Genomic DNA, 26,398 nt, shown 5'->3' with positions numbered 1-26,398 from the left:
ACCGAGAAGAATGACCGGGCTTTTGTGGCGAGGGGATTTATCCCCGCTGGGCTGCGTAGCGGCCCCTTTTGTGAGCGCTGCGCACTCAAGCGGGGATAAATCCCCTCGCCACAAAAAGCGCACTTGCCCCAAGTTCTGCGGCGCAGGGTCCAGCCGGAAGCTCCCGACTGTCATACCCGCACCTCTTTCCCTTCCGGCTTGGCAAAGCGGCGGCCCAGGCGATCGAAGTACAGGTAGATCACCGGTGTGGTGAACAACGTCAAGACCTGGCTCACCAACAACCCACCCACCATCACCAAGCCCAGGGGCTGGCGCAGTTCGGCGCCGGAACCGGAGGCGAACATCAGCGGTATGGCACCGAACAACGCCGCCAGGGTGGTCATCAGGATCGGGCGGAAGCGCAGCAACGCCGCCTGGTAGATCGCCGTCTGCGGGTCCATGCCCTGGTTGCGTTCGGCGTCGAGGGCGAAGTCGATCATCATGATCGCGTTCTTCTTGACGATGCCGATCAGCAGGATGATGCCGATGATCGCGATCATGCCTAAATCGTTGCCACTGATGATCAACGCCAGCAAGGCACCGATGGCCGCCGAGGGCAATGTCGAGAGGATGGTGATCGGGTGGATGTAGCTCTCGTACAGCACGCCCAGGACGATGTACATGGTCACCACCGCCGCCAGGATCAGCAGCAAGGTACTCGACAACGATGCCTGGAACGCCTGGGCCGCACCTTGGAATTCGGTCTGCACGCCCACCGGCATGCCGATTTCCTGCTGGACCTTCTCGATCATGTCCACCGCATGCCCGAGGGCCACGCCGGGCGCGAGGTTGAACGACATCATCACCGCCGGAAACTGACCGATGTGGGCAATCGCCAATTGGGCCTGGCGTTCTTCGACCCGGGCCAAGCTCGACAAGCGCACCTGCCCGCCATCGGTGGTCTTGACGTGGATCTGGTCCAGCGCCTGCGGTCCGATCCGCTCCCCGGCCTGGGCCTGCAACACCACGCGGTACTGGCTGGCCTGGGTGTAGATGGTGGAGATCTGTCGCTGGCCGAAGGCGTCATACAGCGCATCGGTGATGTTCGACACCGAGACGCCCAGGCGTGAGGCCGCGTCGCGGTCGATCACCAGGTAGACCTGCAAGCCCTTGTCCTGCAGGTCGCTGGCCACGTCGGTCAGTTCCGGCTGGCGGCCCAGGGCCTCGACCAGGCGCCCGCTCCAGAGGCTGAGCAATTCGGCGTCCGGCGATGACAGGCTGAACTGGTATTGAGTACGGCTGACCCGGTCTTCGATGGTCAGGTCCTGCACCGGCTGCATGAACAGGCGAATGCCTACCAGTCGATCCAGCTGTGGCTGCAAGCGGGCAATGATCTCGGTGGCGCTGTCATCCCGTTCGCTGTGGGGCTTGAGGTTGATCAGCAGGCGACCGCTGTTGAGCGTGGCGTTGTCGCCGTCCACGCCGATGTAGGACGACAGGCTCTGCACCGCCGGGTCGGCGAGGATCACCTTGGCCAACTGCTGCTGGCGCTCACTCATGGCGGCAAAGGAGATCGATTGCGGCGCCTCGGAAATGCCCTGGATCACCCCGGTGTCCTGCACCGGGAAAAAACCCTTGGGCACGGCCAGGTACAACACCACCGTCAGCACCAGGCTGCCCACCGCCACCAGCAGGGTCAGTGGCTGATGCTTGAGCACCCACTGCAACTTGCGCCCGTAGGCGGCGATCAACCAGTCGATCCAGGCGCCGCTGGCACGGTAGAAACGGCCCTGCTCTGCTTCCTTGGGCTCGCGCTTGAGCAAGCGGGCGCACATCATCGGCGTCAGGGTCAGGGACACCACCAGGGAAATCAGGATGGCCACCGCCAGGGTGATGGCGAACTCGCGGAACAAGCGCCCGACCACATCGGCCATGAACAGCAACGGGATCAGCACGGCGATCAACGACAAGGTCAGGGAAATCAACGTGAAGCCGATCTGCTTGGCGCCCTTGAGCGCGGCCTGCAACGGGCTGTCGCCCTCCTCGATGAAGCGGGCGATGTTCTCCAGCATGACGATGGCATCGTCCACCACGAAACCGGTGGCGATGGTCAGGGCCATCAGGGTCAGGTTATTGATGGAGAAACCGGCCAGGTACATCACGCCGAAGGTGCCGATCAACGACAACGGCACGGCCACCGACGGGATGATCGTGGCACTGACGCGACGCAGGAACAGGAACGTCACCATGACCACCAGGGCGATGGCGATCAGCAATTCATGCTGCACGTCGGTGACCGAAGCACGGATGGTCTGGGTGCGGTCGGTCAGCACGATGACGTCCAGGCCGGCCGGCAGGTTATCGGTAATGCTCGGCAGCAAGGCCTTGATCCGGTCCACCACCTCGATGACATTGGCCCCCGGCTGGCGCTGGATGTTCAGCAGCACGGCCTGGTTTTCGTTGGCCCAGGCGGCAAGGCGTTCGTTTTCGGCCCCGTCGACGATCTGTGCCACGTCCTTGAGCCGCAACGGCGCGCCATTGGCGTAGGCCAGGATCAGCTCGGCGTAGTCCTTGGGCGAGGTCAACTGGTCGTTGGCATCGAGCATCGAGACCCGGGTCGGGCCGTCGAAGTTGCCCTTGGGCTGATTGACGTTGGAAGCACCGATCAGCGTACGCACATCCGCCAGGTTCAGGCCGTTGGCCGCCAGCGCCTCGGGGTTGACCTTGATTCGCACGGCCTGGCGCTGGCCACCGGCGATGGTGACCATGCCGACGCCGCTGATCTGGGCTATTTTCTGCGCCATGCGGGTGTCCACCAAGTCATTGAGCTTGGGCAGCAGCATGGTCTTGGAAGTGATCGCCAAGGTCAGTACCGGGGTGTCGGCCGGATTGACCTTGTTGTACACCGGCGGCGCCGGCAGGTCCTTGGGCAGCAGGTTGGTGGCCGCATTGATCGCGGCCTGCACCTGCTGCTCGGCGACATCCATGTTGATGTCCAGGTTGAAGCGCAGGGTAATCACCGAGGCGCCACCGGAACTGGTGGAGGCCATTTGCGTCAGGCCCGGCATCTGCCCGAACTGCCGCTCCAGGGGCGCAGTGACCGCACTGGTCATCACATCGGGACTGGCCCCCGGGTACAGGGTCATCACGCGGATGGTCGGGTAGTCGACCTGGGGCAGTGCCGACACCGGCAGCAACCGGTAGGCGATCAGGCCGGCGAGGATGATCGCCAGCATGCTCAGGGTGGTGGCGACCGGGCGAAGAATGAACAGCCGCGAGAGATTCATGCGCCGCCCTTGTTCGCCTTGTCGGCCTCAGCCGACCCAGGCACCGCCGCAGACTTGCCCTGCAAGTGCTCGGTTGGCGTGGTGGGCACCTCCTGGCTGTCGTTGACCACCTCCACTTCGCTGCCTTCCTTCAGGCGATCGGTGCCTTCGAGCACCACCCGGTCGCCAGCGGCCAGGCCTTCGGTGACCACGGTGTTCGTGCCGTCGCTGGCCCCGATCTTCAGCTTCTTGATGGTGACCTTCTTGTCGCCCTCCAGGGCGTAGACGAAAGTGCCGTTGGTGCCGAACTGAATAGCCGCCGTCGGCGCCAGGACCACGCCTTTGAGGGTGTCGGCCAGCAGGTGGACGTTGACGAACTGATTGGGGAACAGCGACTGGTCGCGGTTCTCGTAGCGGGCCTTGAACCTCAAGGTGCCGGTGGTGACATCGATCTGGTTGTCCAGGCTTTGCAACACGCCACTGGCCTGGCGCTTCTCGTCGCCACGGTCCCAGGCTTCGACGGGCAGTTTTGCCCCGCTGCGGTAACGGGTGAGTACCGTGTCGAGGTTGTTTTCCGGCAGGGTGAACACGACGCTGATAGGCTGGGTCTGGGTGATGACCGCCAGGGCCGTGGTGTCGTTGGCCGACACCAGGTTGCCGATGTCCAGTTGCCTCAAGCCCACGCGGCCGGTAATCGGCGCGCGGATCCTGGTGAATTCCAGGTTGAGCTTGGCGTCGTTGACCGCCGCCTGGTTGGTCTTGACCGTGCCCTGGTACTGGCCCACCAAGGCCGCGGCGGTGTCGAGGGTCTGCTTGGCAATACTGTCTTCGGCGTACAGGCCGCGATACCGCTCAAGGTCGACCTGGGCATTTTTCAGTTGGGCCTGGTTCTGCAACAGCGTGCCTTCGGCCTGGAGCAAGGCGTTCTGGTATGGGCGTGGGTCGATCTCGGCCAGCAAGTCCCCAGCCTTGACCATTTGGCCCTCTTCGAAGGCGATCTTGACCAGTTCGCCACCCACACGGCTGCGCACGTTGATGGTGTTGAGGGCCGTGACCGTGCCCAGCGCCTTGAAGTACAGCGGGAAATCCCCGGTCACCGCCGGCGCCACCCGCACCGGGATCGGCCCCGTCGCCCCACCGAACCCCGGCCGCATGCCGCCCGAGCGTCCCACGTGTCCCGTCGCGGCCTTGTCCCCCGCCCCCGGCTTCTGGGCCGGACCACCGGGCCAGAACTTCCAGGCCAGCGCTGCGACGACCAACAGGACGAACAGGCCGAGCAGCCAGCGACGGGAATTGCGGGAAACAGACGATTGCATGGAGTGATCAACCATTGGGCGCGTGGACTTCTTTTACGGGAGGCTGAACGATAAGCACTGACGGGTATTTAGCAAAGCGCCTTTACCGGCAATTTACGTTGGGCTTACCTTTCGAATAGTCAGCTAAGGCCTTGAAGCACAAAAGAAAACGGCCTGGGCAGGGCCAGGCCGTTAACAATTGTAATAAATACCTTATTTCATTCCACTTATTTCAGAACAGCCAGGGCCGCGTCGTAGTTCGGCTCTTCGGCGATTTCCTTGACCAGCTCGCTGTGCAGCACGGTGTCGTTTTCGTCCAGCACGACCACGGCACGGGCGGTCAGGCCTTTCAGTGGGCCGTCGGCAATCGCCACGCCGTAGTCCTGGATGAACTCGGCACCGCGCAAGGTGGACAGGTTCTGGACGTTTTCCAGGCCTTCGGCACCGCAGAAGCGCGCCTGGGCAAACGGCAGGTCGGCGGAGATGCACAGCACTACGGTGTTGTTCAGCTCGTTGGCCTGGGCATTGAACTTGCGCACGGAGGTGGCGCAGGTCGGTGTGTCGACGCTCGGGAAAATGTTCAGCACTTTGCGCTTGCCGGCGAAGTCCTTCAGGGAAACGTCCGACAGATTGCCGGCGACCAGGGAAAAGGCTGGCGCCTTGGAACCGGCTTGTGGCAACTGACCGTTGACTTGGACCGGGTTGCCTTTGAGGGTGACTTGAGCCATGAACGGATTCCTTCTGACAGTTGAAAATGGTGAGGCCGGAGTTAACCACGAAATGCTCGCGCGACCTATGGCCGGACATAAAAAGACATGGCGTCGACACCCCGGCGACGGTGATGGCTATTTGGCCTTGAGCTGCAGAAACGACTGATGCAAATCCGACGCCCAGCCATCAATGACCCCTTTGACATCATCGGGCTTCATGACCTGGGATTCGTTGGACAGTGGCTTGCCCGTGCCCTTGCGCACCACCTGGGCGACCACCGCGTTGTTGCCACCGTCGAGAAAAACCGCTTCGGTGCCCAAGGTGGTTTCCTGGTCGCGAATACCGCTGGCGGTGCTGACAGCGGCCGCCACCAGCGCAATCGGGACCACCTCATACGGTTTCAAGCCTTCGGTCTTGCTACTGACAGCCGTGATCGCCGCCCGTATCACCAATACACCCGGCCCTGGAACGGTCGCCAAGGGCAAGGACTTCCCCGCCTCCCGCATGAGGGCCTGGTCGTAATACGCGGTGATGCCCGACAGCGTGGCCTGGGGGATCTTCACGGTCGGCTGCGGCTTGGGGTAAAGCTGAGTCGGCTCGATATAGAGGCTGGTGTATTTGTTCAGATCGATCTTCGGATCGACCCAACGCATGACCTCGGCCCCCGACGGCGACTTCTCTTCCTTGAGCCGGCTGTAATCCCCCAGGAACCCGGAATATTCATCCGGCTGGGTGACTTTGCTCGAACAACCCGCCAAGGCAAGCGAGGCTATGCAGATGCTGCCAATCATTGACGCGAACTTCATGCTGTCACTCCTGTAAGCCACACGAGGCGGGGCCGGAACTACAGGTATAGCCAATGGGCAGCTTTTTGCCTGCCCTGAGAAGAACAAGTGATTCAGCCGCGCTCGCGAGGTATCAGGCTCTGCAATTGTTGGGCGAGAAAGTTGGCATCGAAGGCAAACGTGTCGGGGTCCTTCAACCCATTGGTCCGGCGCCATTGCCATTGCGTCGATGGCGGCTGGCACACCAGGGAAATGCTACCGTGACGGGTCGCGGCCAGGCCGATGATCGACAAAGAAACCAAGCCGCCTACCCCCATCACATCCGGCACGAACTCCACCGGTTTACCGGTAATGGCCAAGGTCAGTTTTTCGGTCTTGAAAGCGGATGTTTCTACAGGAACTTTCGATCCGTGGGCCACATACGTCTCACGGTTCAGTTCCAGCAGGCCGAGCGCCATGACCGGCGCCAGCCATTGCTCGATTTGCCCGTACAGCGCCTCGATCTGTTGCGCCCAAACCGCCGACTGGGCCTGGTGCAGTTGTTTCTTGTGCGCTTCGCTGTCGGCGTAGTGACGAAGCATCTCGCCCAGTTGCTGTACATCGTCCATGGGCCGTTCCTCGATTAGGGAGTACTGCGAAGCTGGATGATGACAGGTCCAAGACGCCGGCGTACGTAAAAGCCACTTTACCTGCGTGACTGATCCTTCAGCGCAGCCGCGCCATGGCGAGGGTATCCACCCAACGTCCGTCACGCACGGCATAGTCGCGCATCACGCCTTCGCTTTCGAAGCCGAACTTGCGGTACAGCCCGATGGCCGCTTCATTGTCGGCGTACACCGTCAGCTCGACCCGACGCAGGTTCATCCAGTTGTCGGCGACGTCCAGCGCGGCAGCCAGCAGCATCGACCCCACGCCTTTGCCCTGCCAGGCGACAGCCACCCCCATGCCGAGGCTGCCGCAATGGACCCGACGCACCCGCGAAAACTGCTCCAGCCCCAGGTTGCCGATGACTTCACCCGCGTGCAGGGCCACCAGCTTCAACAAGCGTTCGTCATCCGTCGCCAGGCGCTTGCGCCAGACTTCGGTGGACTGGAAAGGCATTTGCAGTACCTGGCGAGTCACCGCCGGGTCGTTGTAGAGCGCGGTGACACCGGCGATGTGGGCTTCAGTGAAGCGTGCGAGGGTGATCGAAGACTCGGACATGGGGGCTCCTTCCTGGAGGTGCGACAAGGCCGACCACTATAAGCCGCGTCAGGTTATATCGGGAACCAGTGGGAGTTGTTGGTGGATGCTGAATCTGTGGGCGCCCAAAAACCCATGTGGGAGCCGAGCTTGCTCGCGATGAGGCCCTTCCAACCGGCATCGATGTCTAATGAACGACCGCTATCGCGAGCAAGCTTGCTCCCACAGAGATGCTATTTCCTGTTTCGGTCAGGCCTGGAACCAATCCCGCCGCTCATCCAGCGTGTGGTGGATCAGCTCACGCAGCATCTGCACCTCTGGCGAGCCTTCGGCCTGGGCATTGACGGCCATCCACAAGTGCCGTTGCATCGACAGGCCGAACACTTGCGGCAACGCCACCAGGCCTCGGTCGAAGCGGCTCATGTACTGCGGCAACAGGCCGATGCAGGCGCTGCAGCGAATCATTTCCAGCATCAGTTCGTAGGACTGCACCTGCACCACGCCGGCCCGGCGTTGGTCTATCAAGGCGTTCCACGGTGCGAAGCCGTCCACGTGTCGGTCCGCCTGCCATTGCACCAGCATGTAGTCGTTCAGGTCGTCGAGGCAGTCCGGGCGTGTGGCCGGGCGCGAGTAGCGCTTGGCGATGTGCGGCACATAGTCCAGCCGCGCCAGTCGATCCGCGGGCAACGTGGCGAAACTCGGCACCGGCCCCAACGTGTGGGCATCGCTCAACCACAGCACCAGGTCGGCGCTGACGGCTTGCAGCGCCAGGTCACTGTCCAGGGTGATGATCTGCAGTCGCACGCTGGCGTTGCGTCGCAGCAATGAAATCAGGTCACGGCCCAGGATGTCATGCAGTATCGACTCGGCCACGGCCAGGCGAATCAAGGGTTGATCGTTCATGGGCGGCGCGCTTTCGTGGGCCAGGCTGATCAAGCGCGCCTGCAACTGCCGGCCCTCGCGGCTGAGGGTCAAGGCACTGCCCTGGAAGCTGAACAGCGAACGCTGCAGCCGCGCCTCCAATTGCGCCAATTGCTTGCGCAGCCAGGTCGCCTTGACGTTGAGGCTGCGGGCCGCTTGCATGAAGCAGCCGCAACGGGCACTGACCAGGAAGCACTGTGCCACCTGCGGCTCGATACCGCCGGCCATGGCCAGCCACGGGTCGGGGGCACGCAACGGTGTGCGGTATGCGGTGACAGCCTGGCGTCCTGCGGGCTCGATGAAGGTCATGGGTGACTCCCTGTCGGTTGTACGAAGTGGCGAGGGGATTTATCCCCGTGGGTCCCCTTGGCTTGAAATCCATCAGGTCTGACACTGAGGGATATTGATAGGGGCTGCTACGCAGCCCAACGGGGATAAATCCCCTCGCCACAAAAAAATCCCCTCGCCACAAGTAAATCCTCTTGCCACAAAGGTGTTCACATCAAACAAAGTACCTAGGCTAGAGCCCCTCCTCCAACACCTTGCTCAACTGCGCGCCATCGATGCTCAACGTCGCCGTGTCGAGCATGCCGTCCAGGTACGCCTTGGCGATCTGTTCCTGGCGCTGGGCACGCAGGGCCTGGGTCAGGCGCTCACGGACTTCGTCCAGGGTCGCCTCTCGGGCCGGTTGTTGCTCGGTAAGCTTGATGACATGGAACCCTGCCGGGCTCTGCACCGGGTCCGATACCGCGCCGACCTTCAAGCGTGCCACCGCCTCGCGCACCGGCGGCACCAGTTGCTGCAACGGCTGATAACCACTGTCACCGCCGCGCTCGGCACTGGTGCGGTCTTGAGAAAAACGACTGGCCAGGGCACCGAACTCAGCGGGTGAGGCCTGGGCTTTCTTGCTCAATTCCAGCGCTTGCCGGCGCACTGCCTCCACGGTTTGCGGTTCGGTGGCTGCCAGGAAAATCTGGCTGACGCGGTACAACGCCGGTGCGGTCCAGTTGGCTTTCCCGGCGTCGTAAGCCTGTTTCAACTCGTCTTCACTGGGATAGCCGGCCGGCACCTGGCTCACCGACTGCAAGTAATCGCGAAACACAATCTGCTCAGCCGCCGCTCGTGTCTGCCGCTCCACCTCGGGCCGCTGGCGCCAACCCTGGGCATCGGCCTGCTCCAACACGGCTTTCTCCGCCAGGCGAGCACGGATCCAGCTCTCCAGGGCAGCCCGATTACCACGCATTTGCTGACGAACCTCGGGGGCCAGTGCGGCCAGCAAGATCTTGAGCTCTTCGGGGCTGACCTGCTGGTTGCCCAATCGGGCCAAACTCGGCGAGTCGGCCGAAACGACGCTGGCGGTCTGTACCGCGGCGACCGGATCGCTGCCCGGCCGCAGGCCCAGCACCAGCGCTAAGGCGATCAGGCCCAGTGCGGCGGCGCTGATGACGAAGGTCGGCTTTTTCACGATGCGACGGCCTCCTCCAAGAACGCCTCGACGGGCTCGGCCGGGGTTTGCGCCCGCGCCGCGTTCTGGCTGTACTCACGCAGGTAGACAATGAACTCCTGCAACAGGCGGTCCCACAGTTCCAGGTGACTGCGCAGATGATCGGCACTCACGCCCGCCGCAACCACGACGTCCATTTCCATCACCAGGAATTCGCCTTGCAGCGACAACCGGGCAAAACGTCGCGAGGCGTTCCACAGCTCTGCCAACCCGTCCGGCAATTGGCCTTGCACCCGCAAGGCACAGCTGAAGGTGAAGTCCAGGTACTCGCCCGCCATCGCCGCCGGATTGCCGAAACGCACGGCAAAGCCGATGCCCTGGCTGGCACTGAGTAGTTGCACAATGCCGTTCTGCTCGGTTTCGTTGACCCGATAACCCGCGGCCTGCAACAACTCGGTCAGGGATTTCGCACCGACGTTTTCAATCATTGAGGTCATGTTCGATTCATCCTTGTTCTGTTCAGTGAGTGATCGAGGCCTGGGGCGCATCGAAACGGTTCTTGTAGAGATCATCGCCGAACCCTTGGGCCAGCTCTTCGAAACGCACCCGGGCCTTGGCCGCGAACGGCTGGCGGATCTTCACGATGTCGGTCACATCAATGGTTTCGTAGGCATGCAGCAGCGTCTTGGCGACTTCGTACATCTGCTGATTCTTGACCGAACATTGCTGCACTTGTGTGTCACGTTCGGTCAATTGCGCCTCCAGACGCGCGCGCTCGGCCTCTTTGCCACGAGCCAGGACCAGCAGCTCGTCGTAGGCTTTCTTGAACTTGCCCATTTGCTCGTTGCTGGCCGCCACCTGGGCCTGGGCCTGGCTTTGCAGGTTTTGCTGATGCCCGGCCAGTTGCTCATTCAGGGCCTGGGCCTTGCTCAATTGCGCGGTCAATTGCTTGATCTGCGCCTGGGCCTCCTTGGCCTGGCTCTCTGCGGCCTGCCGGGCGGCACTGGCCTGGGCCTGTTCGCTTTGCAGGGTTTGCAACTGGGCGGTGGTGCTGCGCAGTTGCGCCCGCAGGCGTTCTTCCAGGCCTTCGCCGTGGGCGCCGCCGCTCAGAAGCAGGCCCAGCACCAGTAACGCGGCCGGACATTGGTAGATGGCACGCCTTTTCATGAGGCCTCCCTGCGCTTAGAAGCGCGTGTTGATTTCAAGCTGCAAGACATCGATGTCGTACGGCGCGCCGTACACCGCTTCGGAACTCAACCAACGACCAGTGGCAAAGACGTTGCTCGCCAGGCCATAGTTGCCGCCCAGGAAATAACCCTTGGCGTTGGTGCCACCCAGATGGAATGACGAATCGTTGAAGCCGTCCGGCAAGGCGTCCGGCTGGATGTACTTGTAGCCAGCGAACAGGTTCCAGTCGCCCTCGCGCTTGAGCTCCAGGGAGTTGCCAAGGGTGAACTGGAGCATCCAGGCGTTGGCGCCGCTTTCCACCTCGCCATCGCTGTCCAGGTTGTTGGCGAACTGCCCCGCGGAGCGCTTGCGCATCTCGCCTTCGTCGTAGCCCAGGTTGTGGACGTAATGGGCCTGGCTGCGCAGTTTCAGGTCCTCGGGCAGATCGGTGTCCCACGCGAAGTTCAGGTCCAGCAGGTTGAACTCCGAGGCCAGGCCGACGTATTGCGGCTGTGGCGTGGTCGACGGGTTGAGGGGGTTGGGCGTGATGTCGCGCAGCAGGAACACGGTGTTGCCCTTCTGCATGAACGCTACCCGCGAACCGTCGCTGTCACAGCCTGGGTCACCGGCCCAGGGCTGGCACGGCGAGGAACGCTGGCCTTCGATGTCGTCGAAGCGGTAATAGGCCAATGCGCCCTTGATCCGGTTGCTGTCGTTGATGGCCCAGTTGGCCCCCAGTTGCGCACCGTACAGCCACTTGTTGTCGCTCTCTTCCTTGTCGCTGCCATTGCTGGTGCTGGTGTCGTTGGTGTACTCCACCGGGAACGCGCCAACAGTACCGAACACGCCCCAGTCCTGATTGAGCTTGTGGTTGAAGTTCGCCGCCACGCCATCGAAGTTCAGGTCGCCGGAATACAACAGGTCGGTGGAGAAGAACGGGTTGGCGAAACGCCCGCCGGTGAGGGTTAATTCGTCCGAAGGCTTCCAGGTCAGATAGCCCTGGTCGAGCCAGATGTCTTTCTTGCCAAAGCCGCCGCCGAGGGTCTGGGTGGTGGACACCGGGTTGTTGTCCGAGCCGGTGCCGATGCGGATGCCCGCCGTCCATTGCGGGGCGATCACGGCCTTCATGCCCAGGCGGGCACGCAGGCGGAACAGGTTTTCCCGGTCTTCGCGGGTATTGAGCAACGGCGGCAGGCTGGAACTGCTGTTGGGGTTGACGTCGTAAGGCCCCTTGTCATTGAGCCGGGCGAAATCGACGATTTCGTTGCTGTTGGTGCCAGAGTAATAGCGCGACTCGTCCCGCAGGCGAATGTCGCCATCGAAACTGATGCGCGAGACCCAATCCGGGAAGGTGTTGGGCTGGGCCCAGTTCTCCTGCTTGGCGGTGGCCATGACTTCAGCCTTGACCTGGTCGCGGATCTGCTCACGCACGATATTCGGCACGTATTGCACCCGCACGTCACCGGGCGCACCGGCCGGCGTCGCGACGACTGCCGTGGCGGCTTGGCGGGCCTGCACGGCTTCACGTTCGGCCTGGGCGATCAAGCCATCGGCCTGGTCCTGTTTCAACACGCCCTGCTGCACCAGCAGGCGGATCAGATTGATCGTGGCGTTTTCCGAAGGCGCCGGGGCGGCGGCCGCGTGGCCGGCCAGACTCAGGACCACCAGGCCGATCGCCCACGACAATCGATTCACATTGGAAATCATCTGCACACAACTCCTGTTGGCAAACTTTCAAATAGTCGGTTAACCCGGCCGTCGTCCCTGCAAGGACAGGCGCACGGGCAACGTCAGGGAGGCCGGTGGCCGCTCACTCAAATGGGGCGCGGCACGCAGGGCGGAAATCACTTGCTCGTCCACCTGCGGGTTGCCGCTGGACTTGACCAATTCGACCCGGGTGATCTCCCCCACCGCGCTGAGCCAGACATCGGCCTGCAGGGAGAACGCCAGGCTGCGCAAGTCGGGGTTTTCCCGCAGCAAACGCTGGAAGGTGAACGCCAGGAACTGGCTGTAAGTGCCATTGCCCAGGCGCCCGCCCCCTGCCCCGGCCATGCCGCCGCCCTTGCCGGCACCGATGTTGAATGCGTCGCTGCCGGACTGGGCATCGCCGTCCATTTGCATCGGGTTCGCCAGGTCATCCACCGGAGACGGCGGCGCTTCTTCTTCGGGCTTGACCTCTTCGGGTTCCGGGGTCGGCTCTGGCTCGACCACTTTCTCCTCGACCTGGGGTTCCGGCTCCTTGGGCTTCTCCGGCGGTGGTGGGGGCGGAGGCGGCAGTGGGATGATGGTCGGCACCTTCGGGGCTTCGCGGCGCACCCCACTCATGTCATTGGCCCACTGCCACAGCAGCCAGGCCGCGATGGCCCCCAGCAGCAGGCCGGCGGCCCACTTGAGCAGGCGCAGCGGCGAAGTCTTCACCGGGGGCGGATCGATGGGAAGTCTGGCGGTCATGATCAGCCCTGACTCGGTTTGCCGGTCACGAGACCGACCTGGGACAGTTCCAGGCGCCGCAACAGATCCAGCACTTCAATGACTTTCTGGTACTGCACCGTCGCGTCGCCGCGCACGATCACCGGGAAGTCCGGGCTCTGCGCCTTTTCGATGCGCAGGCGCTCTTCCAGCTCGGCCAGGGTCACCGGGTAGGCATCGAGGAATACCTGCCCACCGTCGTTCACCGAAATCGCCTTGGTCTTGGCCTCGGACAACGACACCGAGGCACTGGCCTTGGGCAAGTTGATCTGGATACCTGACACCTGGGCCGTGGCCGTGAGGATGAACATCACCAGCACTACCATGAGCACATCCACCAGCGGCGTGATGTTGATGCTGTCGACCGCCGCGTCATCGTCGTCATCGTGTGAAGCGTTTACGCTAGCCATGGCAATTTCCTCAGGCCGGTACGGACGATGGGGCGTGATGATTGCGGCGATGGGCCGCTTCACCGGACTGGCCTTCGCCGTGCATCTCCGCCAGGCGCGTGATGAACTCGTCGACGAAGACCCGCATGTCGGCGCTGACTTCCTTATTGCGCGTGATCAGGCGGTTGTAGCCAAACAACGCCGGGATCGCGACGAACAGGCCCATGGCAGTGGCGAGCAATGCCGCGGCCATGCCCGGGGCGATAGCGTTGATGTTCACGTCGCCGGCCATGGCTGTGCCGAGGAACACCACCATGATCCCCAGCACGGTGCCAAGCAGGCCGATGTACGGGCCACCGGCAATGGCATTGGACAGGGTCGAGAGCTTCGAGCTGAGCTGCTGGTTTTCCCGGGTGCGCACGCCATCCATGGAACAGCGGATCGCTTCGATGGTGGCCGCCGACACCGACGAAGTGTCGGCGCCTTGCTCGCGACGGGTGCGGATTTCCTTGACGGCCACCAAGTACAAGCGCCACAGCGATGAATGTTGCAGGCGCTGGGCGAGGTCCCGGTCGTCGGCGAACATTTCCAGGCGCGTGCCGATCCTGGCGAATTGTTCACGGAAGGCTTCGTTGGCCGCGCTGAGACGGCTGACCATGCGGTTCTTGCGGATCATGATGATCCACGACTGGAACATCATCAGCACCAGCACCCCGATGATCACCCAAGCGTCGAGCGGCACGGCGTTGAGCAGGAACCCCAGGCTGCCGAAACCGAAGCCGGACTGCTCTTCATCGACGCCGTAGGCCACCAGTTTCGATTCGGCGCCCTGGGCATTGGCGTCGGCCAACAGCAACGGCGCCGGGCGAGCGACCTTGGACAGGCGCGCTTCGTCCATGGCGCCGCTGAAAGGCGCGAAGGCTCCGGCGGAGACATCGGCACCCAGGGCGATCGGCGAATTGAACGCGGGCATCGCCACTGCCAGGCTCGCGGTCTCACGCCCGTTGACGTACAGCACGACCCGGTCGCCCGAGGCGGTCAACGCCAGGTGCTGCCACTGACCGGGGTTCAGCGGCTGTGTCGAGACCGCGCGCTGGTCATTGATCGCTACGAACGGCACACCCTGGTTGACCCCAACCAACAGGCTGGTGGCGGCTTCGCGACGGGCCAGGATCACCTGTTCGCCACTGGCCTGGTCCTGGCGCAGCCAGGTGCTGAAGGTGAACGCCGCGCCGGCGCTGTGTTGCAACGACGGACTGGCCGGCAACAACAACGGCTGGCCATTGAACTGCAAGGCCCGTCCGATCACGCCGTCGATGCTCACGCCGGTCGCGCCCTGGGCATTGTTGCCGTAGGCCGTGGTATCCCGGGGCGGTACGCCAGTGGCGCCATCGAAGTGGTACAGGGCGGTGTAGTCCGGGTCGAAGGTCAACTGGCCGCTGCTCGTGGCCGGCGCCTTCTGGTTGCCGTAATACATCCACACGTCCTGGCGCTGACCGCCCTCCACGCTCGGCACGTCGACCCAGATCAGCGCCATGCCCATCAGCGGGTCGAAGCTTTCGATCTGGTGATTGAGCACGGTCTTGTCGTCGGCACTGACGAAACGCAAGTCCGAGCCGTCGTCCTTGACCCCGTCGAAGGTGAAGTTGCCGGTGTGCAAGCGCACCAGCAACGCGGTGCGGCCCAAGGCCTGGGCGATGGCGGCGCCCTGGGGCGTGGTGTCCACCGAAATCTGTTTGCGATAGTGCCAGTCGTCCTGCCACCAGGCGTTGGCGGTCGCCGGAAGCACCAGCCCCAGGCAGATCAACAGGGATAACAATAAGCGTTGCATGGACATGACTCCTGGGTTCAAAACGTCGCTTGCAGGTTGAAGTGCAGGCGCGATTCCTGTTTCGAGGTGTTCGGCCCTTCGAGCAGCGGATAGCCCCAGTCGAGGCTGCCGGACAGCCATTTGCTCAGGCTCGCGCGGGTACCGAGGCCGACACTGGCGAGGCTGTAGTCGGCTTCCTGGTCGGGCAGTTCGTCACGCAAATACAGCTGCGCGCCTTCGGCGAAGGCATAGAAGCGCCACTCCTGGACATAACTGCCGAGGAACTTGGCCAGGGACGGGGTGCGCAGCTCCTGGGACAGCAGGTAGCCGTCGTCGCCGGTGCGCTCGGCGGCCAGGTAACCGCGCACCGAGGTGGCGCCACCGGCGGAGAATTGCTCGTTGGAAACCAGCGGCCCGGAGGCCAGTTGGAAGGCGGCCTTGGAGGCGGTCTGCCAGTCGTTGCCGAAGATGAAGGTGTAATTGCCGTCGCCCTTGAGCACCGCGAAGCTGGGGCTGGCGCGATAGCGCTTGTAGTCGAACTCTTCGTCGGAGCTGCCATAGCCCAGCAGGCTCCGGGTACCCGCCACCAGGCTCAGGCCGAGGCCCAACTGGCTGTTTTCGGTGTAGCGAAAGCCGTTATAGGCGAAGGTGAACGGCGCGTACTTGAGCGGCGCCTTGTCGCTGGCACCGCCCAGGTTCAACTCTTCCTCGAAGTCCTTGAAATCCACCCCGACCGAAAAGCTGTTGGCCCATGCCCCCGTGGACGGCAGGCTGTAGATCGCCGATACCCCGTAGGAATGTCCTTTGCCCAACACGTTACTGCCGCCGACGGTCGCCACGTTGCTGTCGGATTGGTACCCCGAGAACTGCACACTCCAGCGTTCGCTCAGCGGTGCGGTGTAGGAACCCGACCAGACCTTGGCGTTTTCGGTGTCCTGGGGCGCGGTGAAGAAAGTCAGCGAAACGCTGTGGCCCAGTTGCCAGAGGTTGTTGTAGCCCAGGCTGGCGACCGTGCGCAGCTTTTCGGTGTCGGCACTGTAGTCGTTGTTCAGCCCCAGGCTGGCTTGCCAGGGGTCCTGGTCTTGGACTTGCAAATCCACGTCCATGGTCCCGGGTCGCTGGCCTTCGCGCACCAGCGGCATGACCTGGCGTCCCGGGGTCTTGTTCAACTGCGCCAGCTCTGCCTGGACACGGGCGAAATCGGGTACCTCGCCTTCCTTCAGCGCCGGCACGTCGTCACGGATTTCAACGGGCGAATAGTGCTTGGCCCCTACCACGCGTACCCGACCGATCTTGGTCTCGCTGACCTGCAGGTAGACGATGCCGTCTTCGACTTTCTGCTCTGGCAGCTCGACGAATACCGATTGATAACCACGGGCCTGATAGGCTTTTTGCAAGGCTTCCCGGGCGCCTTCGATGTCGCTCAAGGCCTTTTGCGGCCCCAGGAACGGGTACACCGCTTCCTCGATGGCCCGGGCATCGAGCACGGTGTTGCCGCGCACGAAATACTCGTTCACGTCCACCAGGCGCGTCGGCGCCGCGTCGGCCTCCTGCCCGCCTTCGGCGGCAACGGCCGAAGGCCCCCCGACCGCCAGCAACAGCCAGCCCCACAGCGCCGGCCGCGATTTGAAGAAATGCTCCACACCACCCCCTGAATTCAAAGTACGGCTCAATTACTTATGGTCGATGTCGTGGCGTGCCGGGCCAGCCAGGTGTGCAGCAGCGCGAAGTTCAAGGAGAACTCCGGCATTTGCAGCAAGGCGCCACAGAACACTTCACCGATGATTTTCTGGATGAGCCCCACCGCCCGCGCATCGCCCAGCAGCGTGGCGAGGTCTTTGCTCAGGACGTTGAAGCTCCAGACCTTTTGGTTCAGGTCCAGGCCGACGAACCAGCGGAACAGCAGGTTGTAATTGAGTTGTTCGTAGAGTTGCTGCTCGCTGGGCACCGAATAGAGCAATTGCAGCAAGAGGATGTGCATGGCGGTTTGCGGTGCGATCAGCATCTGGGCACCGGCGTTGAGGCCCTGCAGCACATCGCGATGGTCATCCAGCAGGTCGTCGATCTGCGGACGCAGCAAGACCAGTGAATGGCCTTGCGGAATGTAGCTGGACACTTCCTTGAGCGCGCCCTGCCAGTCATCCTGGGAAACGATCCAGACCCACGGCGCGCCGTAGCGATACACCGAGACCGGCTGCTTGCGCGCCGCCTCGACGATCTTCGACAGCCGTTGGTCAAGCTCCTGCATGCCCACTTTCGAATAACGTTCCATAGTCCCCATCGCCTCACTCCCGGCTTCGCGCCCCGGCTCCAAACGACCTGAAAGGTCCCCTCGAACACGTCACACAGGCATGACGGGAATGGCGATGTGCTACCGAACTTTTGTCATGAAAGCTTCATTTTTGAGGGTAAGGAGGGAGTGAGCTTTTTGTGGGAGCGAGCTTGCTCGCGATGGCGGTGGGTCAGTTGGCGGGGATGTCGGCTGGGCAGCCGTCATCGCGAGCAAGCTCGGCTCCCACAAGGGTTCTCGGGTGGAAACAGGGTTTGCGTCCACCCCACCCCCATTCCAGTGTGGGAGCGAGCTTGCTCGCGATGGCGGTGGGTCAGTTGGCGGGGATGTCAGCTGGGCAGCCGTCATCGCGAGCAGGCTCGGCTCCCACCGGGGTTCTCGGGTGGACACAGGGTGTGTGTCCACCCCATTCCAGTGTGGGAGCTCGGGTGTTGGCGAGTAGGCCTGGTGCCTTTATTGGTGTTGCACCTGCACCATCGAACTCACCTGCACCCGCGCCTGCATCTGTTCCGCCCCGCCACCCCGGCGCATGCCGCGTACCGGACAGGCGTCGAGGTAATCCAGGCCGATCGCCAGTTTCAGGTGGCGATCGGGAAGAGTCAGGCGGTTGGTCACGTCGAAGCTGTACCAGCCATCGTCCAGCCAGGCTTCGGCCCAGGCGTGGCTTGCCAGGTGGCTTTCATCTTCGGTGCACAGATAGCCGGAAACATAGCGCGCTGGAATACCCAGGCTGCGTGCGCAGGCCAGGAAGGCGTGGGTATGGTCCTGGCAAACCCCCGTTCCACCGGCAAACGCCTCGGCGGCGGTGCTGTTGACCGCTGTCGTGCCTGGGCTGTAGGGCATCCGCTCGGCCAGGCCGTTCATCAGGTCGGTCAAGGCTGAACGATCACGCCGGCCAGCGCATTGTTCCACGGCGAAGGCGCTGAGGGTCTCATCCGCCTGGGTGAGGCGGCTGGTGCGCAGAAACGGCAACGGTGACTGAGGGTCCGGTTCCATCGCGATGGACGGATGGATTTCCACCTCGCCATAAGCCGTCAGCACCAAGGCACCGTGGGGCTCGTCCATGGTCATCACGTGGAGGATGTTGCCATAGGGGTCAATCTGGCTGCGCACCAGTCGCGGCAGTTCCAGATGCCATTGCAAGATGCGCTGGCGCTGAGTGTCCCGGGGCGTGAGGCGCAGGAACTGGATACTGGTGCAGACTTCATCGGCGTAGCTGTAAGTCGTGTCGTGGCGTATGGACAGTTTCATACGACCTCCAGGTAAGACTCATGGACGGTCTGACCCAAGTGGCGGATCTGACCAATCAGGTCGGTCAACCATTGGTGCAGGCCCGACGCCAGGATTTCGTCGATTCCGGAATAGCGCAGGCGCGCATTCAGCTCGGCGGCCAGGCGCTGCGCCGGCCGGCCGTTGTTGCCCGGCAAGCTGGCGAGGATATGGTCCAGTTCCTCGATACAGGCATGCAGCGAGCGTGGGACGTCGGCCCGCAACAGCAACATCTCGGACACTTGCTCGGCGTTGGGCGCGTTGCGGTAGATCTCGTTGAACGCCTCGAACGAAGACAGCGCGCGCAACAAGGCACTCCACTGGTAATAGCCGCGGGCCGAGTTGTCGCTGACCTCTTCCGATTCCTCGCCGAACATTTCATAGCGAGCATCCAGCAGGCGCAGGGTGTTGTCGGCCCGTTCGATAAAGGTCCCCAGGCGGATGAAACAGTAGGCATCGTTGCGCATGATGGTGCCCGATGTCGCGCCACGGAACAGGTGCGAACGCTCCTTGACCCATTCGCAGAAATGGCTGATACCGTAGCGCCCCAGGCCGTTGCTGGCGATGTTGCGCATTTCCAGCCAGGTGGCGTTGATGTTTTCCCACATGTCAGCGGTGATGCGCCCGCGCACGGCATGGGCATTGGTCCGCGCAGCTCGCAGGCAGCTATAGATACTGCCGGGGTTGGTTTCGTCCAAGGCGAAGAAATGCAGCATGCGCTCGGTGTTGAGCGCGTCATAACGGGCGTTGTAGTCGTCCAGCGTACCGGCCGCCAGCAGCGACATCGCCAACTCGGCATGACCATCGCTGCGTCCGGCCTGGGGCATCAGCGAGAGCGAATAGCTGACTTCGAGCATGCGCGCCAGGTTCTCGGCGCGCTCCAGGTAGCGGGACATCCAATAGAGGTCCGAAGCAGTTCTTGAAAGCATGTCTTAGTCCTCCACTACCCAAGTGTCTTTGGTGCCGCCGCCCTGGGACGAGTTCACCACCAGCGAGCCTTCGCGCAGCGCCACGCGAGTCAGCCCGCCGGGCACCAGGCGCGTTTCCTTGCCCGACAGTACGAACGGTCGCAGGTCGATGTGGCGCGGCGCGATGCCGCTCTCGACAAAGGTCGGGCACGTGGACAGGCTCAAGGTCGGCTGGGCGATATAGGCTTCGGGACGGGCCTTGAGGCGTGCGCGGAAATCTTCGATCTCCGCTGCACTGGCGGCCGGCCCGACCAGCATGCCGTAGCCGCCGGAGCCCTGGGTTTCCTTGACCACCAGATCCGGCAGGTTGGCCAGCACATGGGACAGGTCCTGGGGCTTGCGACACTGCCAGGTGGGCACGTTCTTCAGGATCGGTTCTTCGGTGAGGTAGAAGCGGATCATTTCGTCGACGTAGGGGTAGATCGACTTGTCGTCGGCCACGCCTGTGCCGACCGCGTTCGCCAGCACCACGTTGCCCGCGCGGTAAACAGCGATCAGCCCGGGCACGCCCAGCATCGAATCGGGGTTGAACGACAGCGGGTCGAGGTAGGCGTCGTCAAGGCGACGGTAAATCACGTCCACCTGTCGAGGGCCGGCGGTGGTGCGCATGTACACGTGGTCATCCCGCACGAACAGATCGGCCCCCTCCACCAGTTCCACGCCCATTTCACGGGCCAGGAAGGCGTGCTCGAAATAGGCACTGTTGAAACGTCCCGGCGTCAGCACCACGGCGGTGGGGTTTTCCAGGGGGCTGGAGCTCTTGAGGGTGTCGAGCAGCAGGTTCGGGTAATGATCGATGGGGGCCACGCGCTGGGCGGCGAAGAGCTCGGGGAACAGGCGCATCATCATCTTGCGGTCTTCGAGCATGTAGCTCACGCCGCTGGGCGTACGCAGGTTGTCTTCCAGCACGTAGTAACTGCCGTCACCGTCGCGAACCAGGTCGACACCGGCAATATGGGCGTAAATGCCCCGGTGCAGGTTCAGGCCCTGCATCGCGATCTGGTAGCCCTCGTTGGCGAGCACCTGCTCGGGCGGGATGATCCCTTCCTTGAGGATGCGCTGCCCATGGTAGATGTCGGCCAGGAACATGTTCAGGGCCTGGACCCGCTGGATGCAGCCACGCTCGACCATCTGCCATTCACTGGCCTTGATGCTGCGGGGAATGATATCGAAGGGGATCAGGCGCTCGGTGCCCTGCTCGTCCCCGTAGAGGGTGAAGGTGATGCCGGCCCGATGGAACAGCAGGTCGGCTTCGCGGCGGCGTTGCTCCAGCAGTTCAAGCGGGGTGTCCGCCAGCCAGCGCGAGAAGGCTTGGTAATGCGGGCGGCAGTCACCCTTTGCGTCATACATTTCATTAAAAAAAGCGTGGGGCATAGCCAACTCCCAGCCGCGTTCTACACGGCATTTCTTATCACTTCGTCATTCCGACGGTTCGGCCTTGCCTTGCTTTAAACCCTGCTTGATTGCGTGCGGTCCTGGGATTGCCCTCTGTTGCTCTTCATGGATGGTGTGTCCTGGCCTGAAAGGTCGGGTTTTCAATACTTAGCAAAGGGTGTGCCTAAGCGTGACGGTGGCACGTACTGGATAGAAGAAGTATTGCAAAACCGCAAAAAGGCGAAATTATTTTTCGATCTGGCGACATGAATGAACATCAATGCTGGCGCCCTTTTGTCTCGAGCACTGGTTTGAGCCGCCCTTGAGCGGGTGAAATGGGACAACGATGCCCCACAAGAGGGAAGTTTTTACTCATTCATCCGCGGCTGATCCTTCAGGCGCCGCGAACAACTCCAAGTGGCGCAAACCTGAACGCACTGCAACGTTGCAGGAATATGCCCGGATTCATACCCTCGCCCCACCTTGAAGCAGCCAGGCCGTTCACCTCAGCTCATCCAGGACCGGGCGGTGATCGAACCATTGGCGATTTCCAAAGGCCTACGTCCTCGGGACCTGTCGCGGGTGCCCCGAAACAATCAGATGCCTGTGCACGAAGCGTAGACCACTTCCCTCAAGGTCGCGGACAGGTTGCCTCTGGCTGGCGTACAAAAAATGCCCGGGACGCAGGACCCGGGCATTTTTGTGTTTCAGTGCAGCAGAATCAGAACGTCACGCTGGCGCTCAGCTTGGCGGTACGCGGCTCGCCGACGTTGACCTGCAACTGGCTGCCGGTGGAGGACGGGTAGTACTGTTTGTCGAACAGATTGTCCACGTTCAACTGCAACGAGGTCTTGTGCCCCATCACCGGCGCCTCCCAGCGCAGGAAGGCGTCGGCGACGGTGTAGCTGCTGAGCCAGAATTCGTTGGCCTTGTTGGCGGCGCGTTCGCCGACGTAACGCGCACCGGCACCGGCGTACCAGGCGCCGAATTCGGCTGGAATGTTCAGGTGGTGAGTGAGGTACAAGCTCGCGGTGTGTTTGGGAGCGTCGGGTAGGCGATGACCTTCGTCGTCCGGATCGTCCAATATTTCTGTGTGGGTGTAGGCGTAAGTGCCGATCAAGTCCCAACGGTCGGCCAGGCGGCCGGTGATGTCGAGCTCCAGGCCTTGGGAGCCCACCTTGCCAGCGGCTTCTGCGATGTTCTTTCCGCCGACTACAGTGGTTGTTACTACATTCTTTTTGACGATATCGAACAAGGCGAGGTTGATATTCAGCCCAGGCATCGGGTCGTATTTGGCACCCACTTCATAGCTACGCCCTTCTTCCGGTTTGAAGGTGCTGAGGTTGTCGTCGACGGTATCGTTGGGCTTGAATGAACGGCTGTAATTACCATAAAGAGAAAGGGTCTCGGCAGCTTTATAAACCAATCCGAGGAATGGAACGAAGGCGTCGCCATTATCGTCGCGAACCCCCTCTCGCTTGATCATGCCTTGTTCGGCGAATTGGTCGTAATGCTGGTAGCGACCACCGAAGACCAGTATCCAGCGATCATCCAGATGCCAGTTGTCCTTGAGATAAATGGAGCTGGAGGTCAGTTGGTTACTCAGGTTGCTCTGTTTTGCATTCAGCTTGCTGGGTTCTGCCAACCCACCATAAACCGGCGCAGTGATGTCGAACCCTCCTTGCGCATCCCCACGGTAGGTCTTGCCACGAAACTGATCGGACACTTGATTATCGACGCCAACCAACAGGTCATGACGCTGGCCGAACAACTCCTGCTTGCCGATGAAATCCCAACTGGCATAACGAGTTTCGTCGTCGTAATGAGCGCCATTGGCGGCTCGCTGAAAAACACCGGTTTTCGACAGACTCGGCTGCGCAATCGAAAGACTGTACCGATCATTGTTCCAACCATAGGTAACCCGCGTTTTCCACGTCTCACTCAGCTCATACTCAAACCGCGCCGTCGCCGTTTCGCGAATCCCCACGCTCTTGGCCCAAGGCTCATCAAGACGCTTGTCGTAATCGATGTCAGCCGGATGCCCGTTGGTGAACACCGTACCCCGGTCAAACGGATTGGAATATTCGTTGTACTCATAACTCAGGTTCAACGAGGCCCGCTCACCCGTCCAAGCCAGGGACGGCGCCACCAGCGTGCTCTCATTGACGCCGTAGTTGCGCCAGTAGTCCTCGTGGCCGCGCTCGGCAATCAGGCGATAGGCCAGGCCGGTATCGCCCAGCGGCCCGGTGGTGTCCAGGGCCATGGTGCCGCCACCTTCGCTGTAGGCCGAGCCGCTCAGCGTGGTGCTTGGGGTATATTCCGGTTTCTTGCTGATGACGTTGATCAGGCCGCCGGGTTCCAGCGCGCCGTACAGCATCGAGGCCGGGCCCTTGAGCACTTCGACGCGATCGGTGGTGGCGCTGAAGTTGTGGCCCAGGTTCGAACGCACGCCGTCGCGCAGGATCGAGCCGTCGTCGTTGGTGCCGAACCCGCGCTTGACCAACGAGTCCCTCGAGCCGCCCAGGGTATTGCCCTGGCTGACGCCGCTGACGAACTTCATCGCGTCGTTCAACGAGCGCACCTGGTAGTCCGCCAGGGTCTGCTGGGTCACCACGTTGATCGACTGCGCCTCTTCCTTGATCGGTACATCGCTCTTGCTCGCCGTGCTGGCTTGCGACGTCGTATAACCCTCGTCCTGAGTGACACGACTGCCCTGGATATCCGTGGCCGGCAGTTCGACAGCGTCCTGCGCCCACAACGGGCTTGCAATGAAACAGCAGGACAGGGTTGGCAACACACACTTGATGAAGACGTTGCGATTTGCGAGGGGGGTGGAACGATTCAAGACGCGCACTCATGGAAGGGACGTTAATGAGAGCAAATATACTTTGAGAATCATTCCCAGTAAATCTTTTGTATCAAGTGATGATCACCCCAAACCTCTGTGGGGCTTGCTCCCACAGGTGATATCAAATCGCCCCGCCGCCCTAAAGCTTTGCCGCTCGCGGTCGAATGTATTCCATTAAGAGATTTTTTTGCCCAGGAGCAGCGGCATGCAGACGTTAAAGGACTTGTACGAGTCTATCGAAATGCAGTTTTTCGATACCCTCACCAAAAAGCTCTCGAGTCTTTTCCTGTTGGTGCTGGTCAGTGGCTTGCTGTACTGGGTGGCCGTCAGCGCCCGCGCCGAGATCCTGCTGCTGTTGCGCAACGCGCAATTGGACGGTGCCTTGCTGGGGCAGATCGAAGGCCGGCTCGACAGTCTTACCCATGCCCTGCTCTTCGGCGCGGTCCTGACGCTGGGCATGATCAGCTTCATGGTCTGGTATTTCCGCCACCTCATCGTGCGCCCCGTCACCGCCATGACCAAGGCCCTGGAAGAGATCGCCAAAGGCGAAGGCGACCTGTCCAAGGACCTGCCACTGGTGACCCACGACGAGATCCGCGTGCTGGCCGGCACCTGCAACCGATTCCTGGCCAAGCAGAGGGAGATCATCAGCAATGTCCAGGCGCTGACTGTGCACATCGCCGTCGAGTCGGCCCGCTCGCTGAAGAACATCAGCGACTCCAGCGACAGCGCCACCCACCAGGCCCGCTTCGCCAAGGAAGTGATGGACCAGAGCAACACCGCCGTGGGCCGCATCGAAGAAGTCTCGCGCCAGACCCAGGGCATCTCCAGCACCACCGCCCAGAATCTGAGCATGGCCCGCGACTCCTACGCCGAGCTACTGGAAGTAACCGGGAATATCAGTGAGATTTCCAGCAACCTCGGTGAATTTGCCACCCTGGTAACTGCCTTGAACCAACGTTCCTCGAGCATCAAGTCGATTGTCGGGTTGATCCAGCAGATCTCTGCCCAGACCAACCTGCTGGCCCTCAATGCCGCCATCGAAGCTGCCCGGGCCGGCGAAAGTGGCCGTGGCTTCGCGGTGGTGGCCGATGAAGTGCGCACCTTGGCGCAGAATGTCAGCCGGGCCACCGACGATATCTCGCGCAACATCGACGCCATGCTCGAGGAAGTCAGCTCCACCCACGAGCAGACCACGCAGATCAGCCACAGCGCCCGGGAAACCCAGAAAGTGGTGGAACGCGCCTCCGGCCATTTCGAAAGCATGATCGTCGACTTCGAATCCACCAACGGCAAGCTGGCGGACATCGCGACCCACATCCAGCAGTTCGCCGACAGCAACACCGGGATCAACGACCGGGTGACCCAGATTCACGCCGACAGCCAGTTGATCGACCAGCGCATGCAGCATTCGGCAACGGCCACCCGCGACCTGTCCGGCGTGGCCGAAAAGGTCCAGGCGCTGCTGGGCCGGTTCGTGCTCGGCCACGGCAAGCTGGATGCCGCCATTACCCGCGCCAGCGAGTGCCGCGACACGCTCCAGGTCCGCCTGGAGGCGCTGCAACGCGAAGGCCTGAACCTGTTCGATCAGAATTACCAACTGATTCCCGGTACCGATCCCAAGCAGTACATGGCCAGCTACACCGAACGCTTTGCCCAGGTCTGCCAGGAAGAATGCGACAAACTCACCCGCAGCACGCCGGGTGGCAAGGTTTCGTTCATTGTCGACAGCAAGGGCTACTGCCCGGTGAACAACAGTTGGGTCTCCAAGCCGCCAACCGGCGACCGGGCGGTGGATTTGCCGGTGTGCCGCAACAAGCGAATCTTCAACGACCCGATCGGCCTGCGCGCGGCGGGCAACGTCCAGCGCTTCCTGCTGCAGACCTACCTGCGCGATACCGGGGAAATCATGACCGAGATCGACATACCGTTCTTCTTCGGCGGCCGCCATTGGGGCAACTTGCGGGTGGGCTTCGATGCGGCGGTGTTGTTGGCGGAGTGATCAACAGCGGAATCAAGCCAGACAACTACCTTGTGGCGCATACAAATTCTGAGCCCCCCAAAAACAACTGTGGGAGCGAGCTTGCTCGCGATGGCGTTGGATCAGGCGACATCATCGTCAACTGACACTCCGCTTTCGCGAGCAAGCCCGCTCCCACAGGGGGGTTGGGTTTAGCTCAATTCAACAGCACTTGGGCCCACCCTTGCCGCCGTAACGGGCCTCCTGGCGT

Annotated in this window: 20 protein-coding genes and 2 pseudogenes; 2 read left to right on the top strand and 20 right to left on the bottom strand. The window is 62.1% G+C overall.

Annotated elements, in window-relative coordinates; translation table 11 throughout:
- Window positions 1-170: 170 nt before the first annotated feature.
- From BM317_RS05510 to BM317_RS05415, 20 genes and pseudogenes are all read right to left on the bottom strand, one after another.
- The gene (locus BM317_RS05510) at window positions 171-3,266 is read right to left on the bottom strand and encodes an MdtB/MuxB family multidrug efflux RND transporter permease subunit (protein ID WP_092473405.1); all 3,096 of its coding nucleotides are present in this window, start codon (window positions 3,264-3,266) and stop codon (window positions 171-173) included.
- On the bottom strand, window positions 3,263-4,576 hold the full coding sequence (locus BM317_RS05505; RefSeq protein WP_092473403.1) for an MdtA/MuxA family multidrug efflux RND transporter periplasmic adaptor subunit: 1,314 nt from the start codon (window positions 4,574-4,576) through the stop codon (window positions 3,263-3,265). Before BM317_RS05505 ends, BM317_RS05510 begins: the two co-directional genes overlap by 4 nt.
- Window positions 4,577-4,767: 191 nt before the next feature.
- Window positions 4,768-5,268: a thiol peroxidase gene (tpx, locus tag BM317_RS05500; RefSeq protein WP_018602018.1), complete on the bottom strand. Its 501-nt coding sequence runs from the start codon at window positions 5,266-5,268 to the stop codon at window positions 4,768-4,770.
- Window positions 5,269-5,385: 117 nt separating this feature from the next.
- Window positions 5,386-6,057, bottom strand: a complete 672-nt coding sequence (locus BM317_RS05495) for a DUF3313 domain-containing protein (protein ID WP_092164343.1) — start codon at window positions 6,055-6,057, stop codon at window positions 5,386-5,388.
- A gap of 92 nt (window positions 6,058-6,149) precedes the next feature.
- Window positions 6,150-6,644, bottom strand: coding sequence for a hypothetical protein (locus tag BM317_RS05490; protein WP_092164342.1), 495 nt, complete (start codon window positions 6,642-6,644; stop codon window positions 6,150-6,152).
- 97 nt (window positions 6,645-6,741) lie between these two features.
- Complete coding sequence (locus BM317_RS05485; RefSeq protein WP_092473401.1) at window positions 6,742-7,239, bottom strand: GNAT family N-acetyltransferase; 498 nt, start codon at window positions 7,237-7,239, stop codon at window positions 6,742-6,744.
- Window positions 7,240-7,467: 228 nt separating this feature from the next.
- Entirely contained in the window at window positions 7,468-8,448 is a 981-nt protein-coding gene (locus BM317_RS05480) for a LysR family transcriptional regulator (protein WP_092473399.1), read from the bottom strand.
- Between the two features lie 211 nt (window positions 8,449-8,659).
- Window positions 8,660-9,604 carry a peptidylprolyl isomerase gene (locus BM317_RS05475; protein WP_092473397.1) on the bottom strand — a complete coding sequence of 315 codons (945 nt, stop codon included), beginning with the start codon at window positions 9,602-9,604 and terminating at the stop codon, window positions 8,660-8,662.
- The gene (locus BM317_RS05470) at window positions 9,601-10,080 is read right to left on the bottom strand and encodes a YbjN domain-containing protein (protein WP_092473395.1); all 480 of its coding nucleotides are present in this window, start codon (window positions 10,078-10,080) and stop codon (window positions 9,601-9,603) included. Before BM317_RS05470 ends, BM317_RS05475 begins: the two co-directional genes overlap by 4 nt.
- Window positions 10,081-10,102: 22 nt before the next feature.
- Complete coding sequence (locus tag BM317_RS05465; RefSeq protein ID WP_092164334.1) at window positions 10,103-10,750, bottom strand: DNA repair protein; 648 nt, start codon at window positions 10,748-10,750, stop codon at window positions 10,103-10,105.
- Window positions 10,751-10,765: 15 nt separating this feature from the next.
- On the bottom strand, window positions 10,766-12,457 hold the full coding sequence (locus BM317_RS05460) for a putative porin (RefSeq protein ID WP_092164333.1): 1,692 nt from the start codon (window positions 12,455-12,457) through the stop codon (window positions 10,766-10,768).
- Window positions 12,458-12,496: 39 nt separating this feature from the next.
- The gene (locus tag BM317_RS05455) at window positions 12,497-13,201 is read right to left on the bottom strand and encodes an energy transducer TonB family protein (protein WP_092473393.1); all 705 of its coding nucleotides are present in this window, start codon (window positions 13,199-13,201) and stop codon (window positions 12,497-12,499) included.
- 2 nt (window positions 13,202-13,203) lie between these two features.
- Window positions 13,204-13,629 carry an ExbD/TolR family protein gene (locus BM317_RS05450; RefSeq protein WP_003201710.1) on the bottom strand — a complete coding sequence of 142 codons (426 nt, stop codon included), beginning with the start codon at window positions 13,627-13,629 and terminating at the stop codon, window positions 13,204-13,206.
- A gap of 10 nt (window positions 13,630-13,639) precedes the next feature.
- Window positions 13,640-15,439, bottom strand: coding sequence for a DUF2341 domain-containing protein (locus BM317_RS05445; RefSeq protein WP_092473391.1), 1,800 nt, complete (start codon window positions 15,437-15,439; stop codon window positions 13,640-13,642).
- 17 nt (window positions 15,440-15,456) lie between these two features.
- On the bottom strand, window positions 15,457-17,061 hold the full coding sequence (locus tag BM317_RS05440) for a ShlB/FhaC/HecB family hemolysin secretion/activation protein (RefSeq protein ID WP_092473389.1): 1,605 nt from the start codon (window positions 17,059-17,061) through the stop codon (window positions 15,457-15,459).
- A 191-nt stretch (window positions 17,062-17,252) separates the two neighbouring features.
- Window positions 17,253-17,423 (bottom strand): annotated as a pseudogene (locus BM317_RS30990) (transposase); the annotation flags it as partial.
- Between the two features lie 738 nt (window positions 17,424-18,161).
- Window positions 18,162-18,959 carry a transglutaminase family protein gene (locus BM317_RS05430; RefSeq protein WP_092164314.1) on the bottom strand — a complete coding sequence of 266 codons (798 nt, stop codon included), beginning with the start codon at window positions 18,957-18,959 and terminating at the stop codon, window positions 18,162-18,164.
- Window positions 18,956-19,906 (bottom strand): alpha-E domain-containing protein, encoded by a 951-nt coding sequence (locus BM317_RS05425; RefSeq protein ID WP_003201699.1) that lies wholly within the window; start codon window positions 19,904-19,906, stop codon window positions 18,956-18,958. Before BM317_RS05425 ends, BM317_RS05430 begins: the two co-directional genes overlap by 4 nt.
- A gap of 3 nt (window positions 19,907-19,909) precedes the next feature.
- Window positions 19,910-21,319 (bottom strand): circularly permuted type 2 ATP-grasp protein, encoded by a 1,410-nt coding sequence (locus tag BM317_RS05420; RefSeq protein WP_092164313.1) that lies wholly within the window; start codon window positions 21,317-21,319, stop codon window positions 19,910-19,912.
- 721 nt (window positions 21,320-22,040) lie between these two features.
- A complete protein-coding gene (locus BM317_RS05415) occupies window positions 22,041-24,164 on the bottom strand; it encodes a TonB-dependent siderophore receptor (RefSeq protein ID WP_092473384.1) in 2,124 nt (707 codons plus the stop codon).
- Between the two features lie 208 nt (window positions 24,165-24,372).
- Here BM317_RS05415 and BM317_RS05410 point away from each other — a divergent pair, with 208 nt between their 5' ends.
- Both BM317_RS05410 and BM317_RS30985 read left to right on the top strand, forming a co-directional pair.
- Window positions 24,373-26,169 (top strand): methyl-accepting chemotaxis protein, encoded by a 1,797-nt coding sequence (locus BM317_RS05410; protein ID WP_092164309.1) that lies wholly within the window; start codon window positions 24,373-24,375, stop codon window positions 26,167-26,169.
- A 30-nt stretch (window positions 26,170-26,199) separates the two neighbouring features.
- Window positions 26,200-26,328: pseudogene (locus BM317_RS30985) on the top strand (metal ABC transporter ATP-binding protein); the annotation flags it as partial.
- Window positions 26,329-26,398: the final 70 nt, after the last annotated feature.

Origin of the sequence: Pseudomonas sp. NFACC24-1, from assembly GCF_900115235.1 — a bacterium.
In the GTDB taxonomy this organism is placed as follows: Bacteria; Pseudomonadota; Gammaproteobacteria; order Pseudomonadales; family Pseudomonadaceae; genus Aquipseudomonas; species Aquipseudomonas fluorescens_AA.
This window is presented reverse-complemented; position numbering and strand designations above follow the sequence as displayed.

Bases quoted from the DNA above. Each gene is read 5' to 3' on its own strand.
- BM317_RS05455 (WP_092473393.1), bottom strand. From the start codon at position 13,201: ATGACCGCCAGACTTCCCATCGATCCGCCCCCGGTGAAGACTTCGCCG.
- BM317_RS05490 (WP_092164342.1), bottom strand. From the start codon at position 6,644: ATGGACGATGTACAGCAACTGGGCGAGATGCTTCGTCACTACGCCGAC.
- tpx (WP_018602018.1), bottom strand. From the start codon at position 5,268: ATGGCTCAAGTCACCCTCAAAGGCAACCCGGTCCAAGTCAACGGTCAG.
- BM317_RS05450 (WP_003201710.1), bottom strand. From the start codon at position 13,629: ATGGCTAGCGTAAACGCTTCACACGATGACGACGATGACGCGGCGGTC.
- BM317_RS05410 (WP_092164309.1), top strand. From the start codon at position 24,373: ATGCAGACGTTAAAGGACTTGTACGAGTCTATCGAAATGCAGTTTTTC.
- BM317_RS05425 (WP_003201699.1), bottom strand. From the start codon at position 19,906: ATGCTTTCAAGAACTGCTTCGGACCTCTATTGGATGTCCCGCTACCTG.
- BM317_RS05510 (WP_092473405.1), bottom strand. From the start codon at position 3,266: ATGAATCTCTCGCGGCTGTTCATTCTTCGCCCGGTCGCCACCACCCTG.
- BM317_RS05505 (WP_092473403.1), bottom strand. From the start codon at position 4,576: ATGGTTGATCACTCCATGCAATCGTCTGTTTCCCGCAATTCCCGTCGC.
- BM317_RS05430 (WP_092164314.1), bottom strand. From the start codon at position 18,959: ATGAAACTGTCCATACGCCACGACACGACTTACAGCTACGCCGATGAA.
- BM317_RS05465 (WP_092164334.1), bottom strand. From the start codon at position 10,750: ATGAAAAGGCGTGCCATCTACCAATGTCCGGCCGCGTTACTGGTGCTG.
- BM317_RS05470 (WP_092473395.1), bottom strand. From the start codon at position 10,080: ATGACCTCAATGATTGAAAACGTCGGTGCGAAATCCCTGACCGAGTTG.
- BM317_RS05420 (WP_092164313.1), bottom strand. From the start codon at position 21,319: ATGCCCCACGCTTTTTTTAATGAAATGTATGACGCAAAGGGTGACTGC.
- BM317_RS05485 (WP_092473401.1), bottom strand. From the start codon at position 7,239: ATGTCCGAGTCTTCGATCACCCTCGCACGCTTCACTGAAGCCCACATC.
- BM317_RS05495 (WP_092164343.1), bottom strand. From the start codon at position 6,057: ATGAAGTTCGCGTCAATGATTGGCAGCATCTGCATAGCCTCGCTTGCC.
- BM317_RS05480 (WP_092473399.1), bottom strand. From the start codon at position 8,448: ATGACCTTCATCGAGCCCGCAGGACGCCAGGCTGTCACCGCATACCGC.
- BM317_RS05460 (WP_092164333.1), bottom strand. From the start codon at position 12,457: ATGATTTCCAATGTGAATCGATTGTCGTGGGCGATCGGCCTGGTGGTC.
- BM317_RS05445 (WP_092473391.1), bottom strand. From the start codon at position 15,439: ATGCAACGCTTATTGTTATCCCTGTTGATCTGCCTGGGGCTGGTGCTT.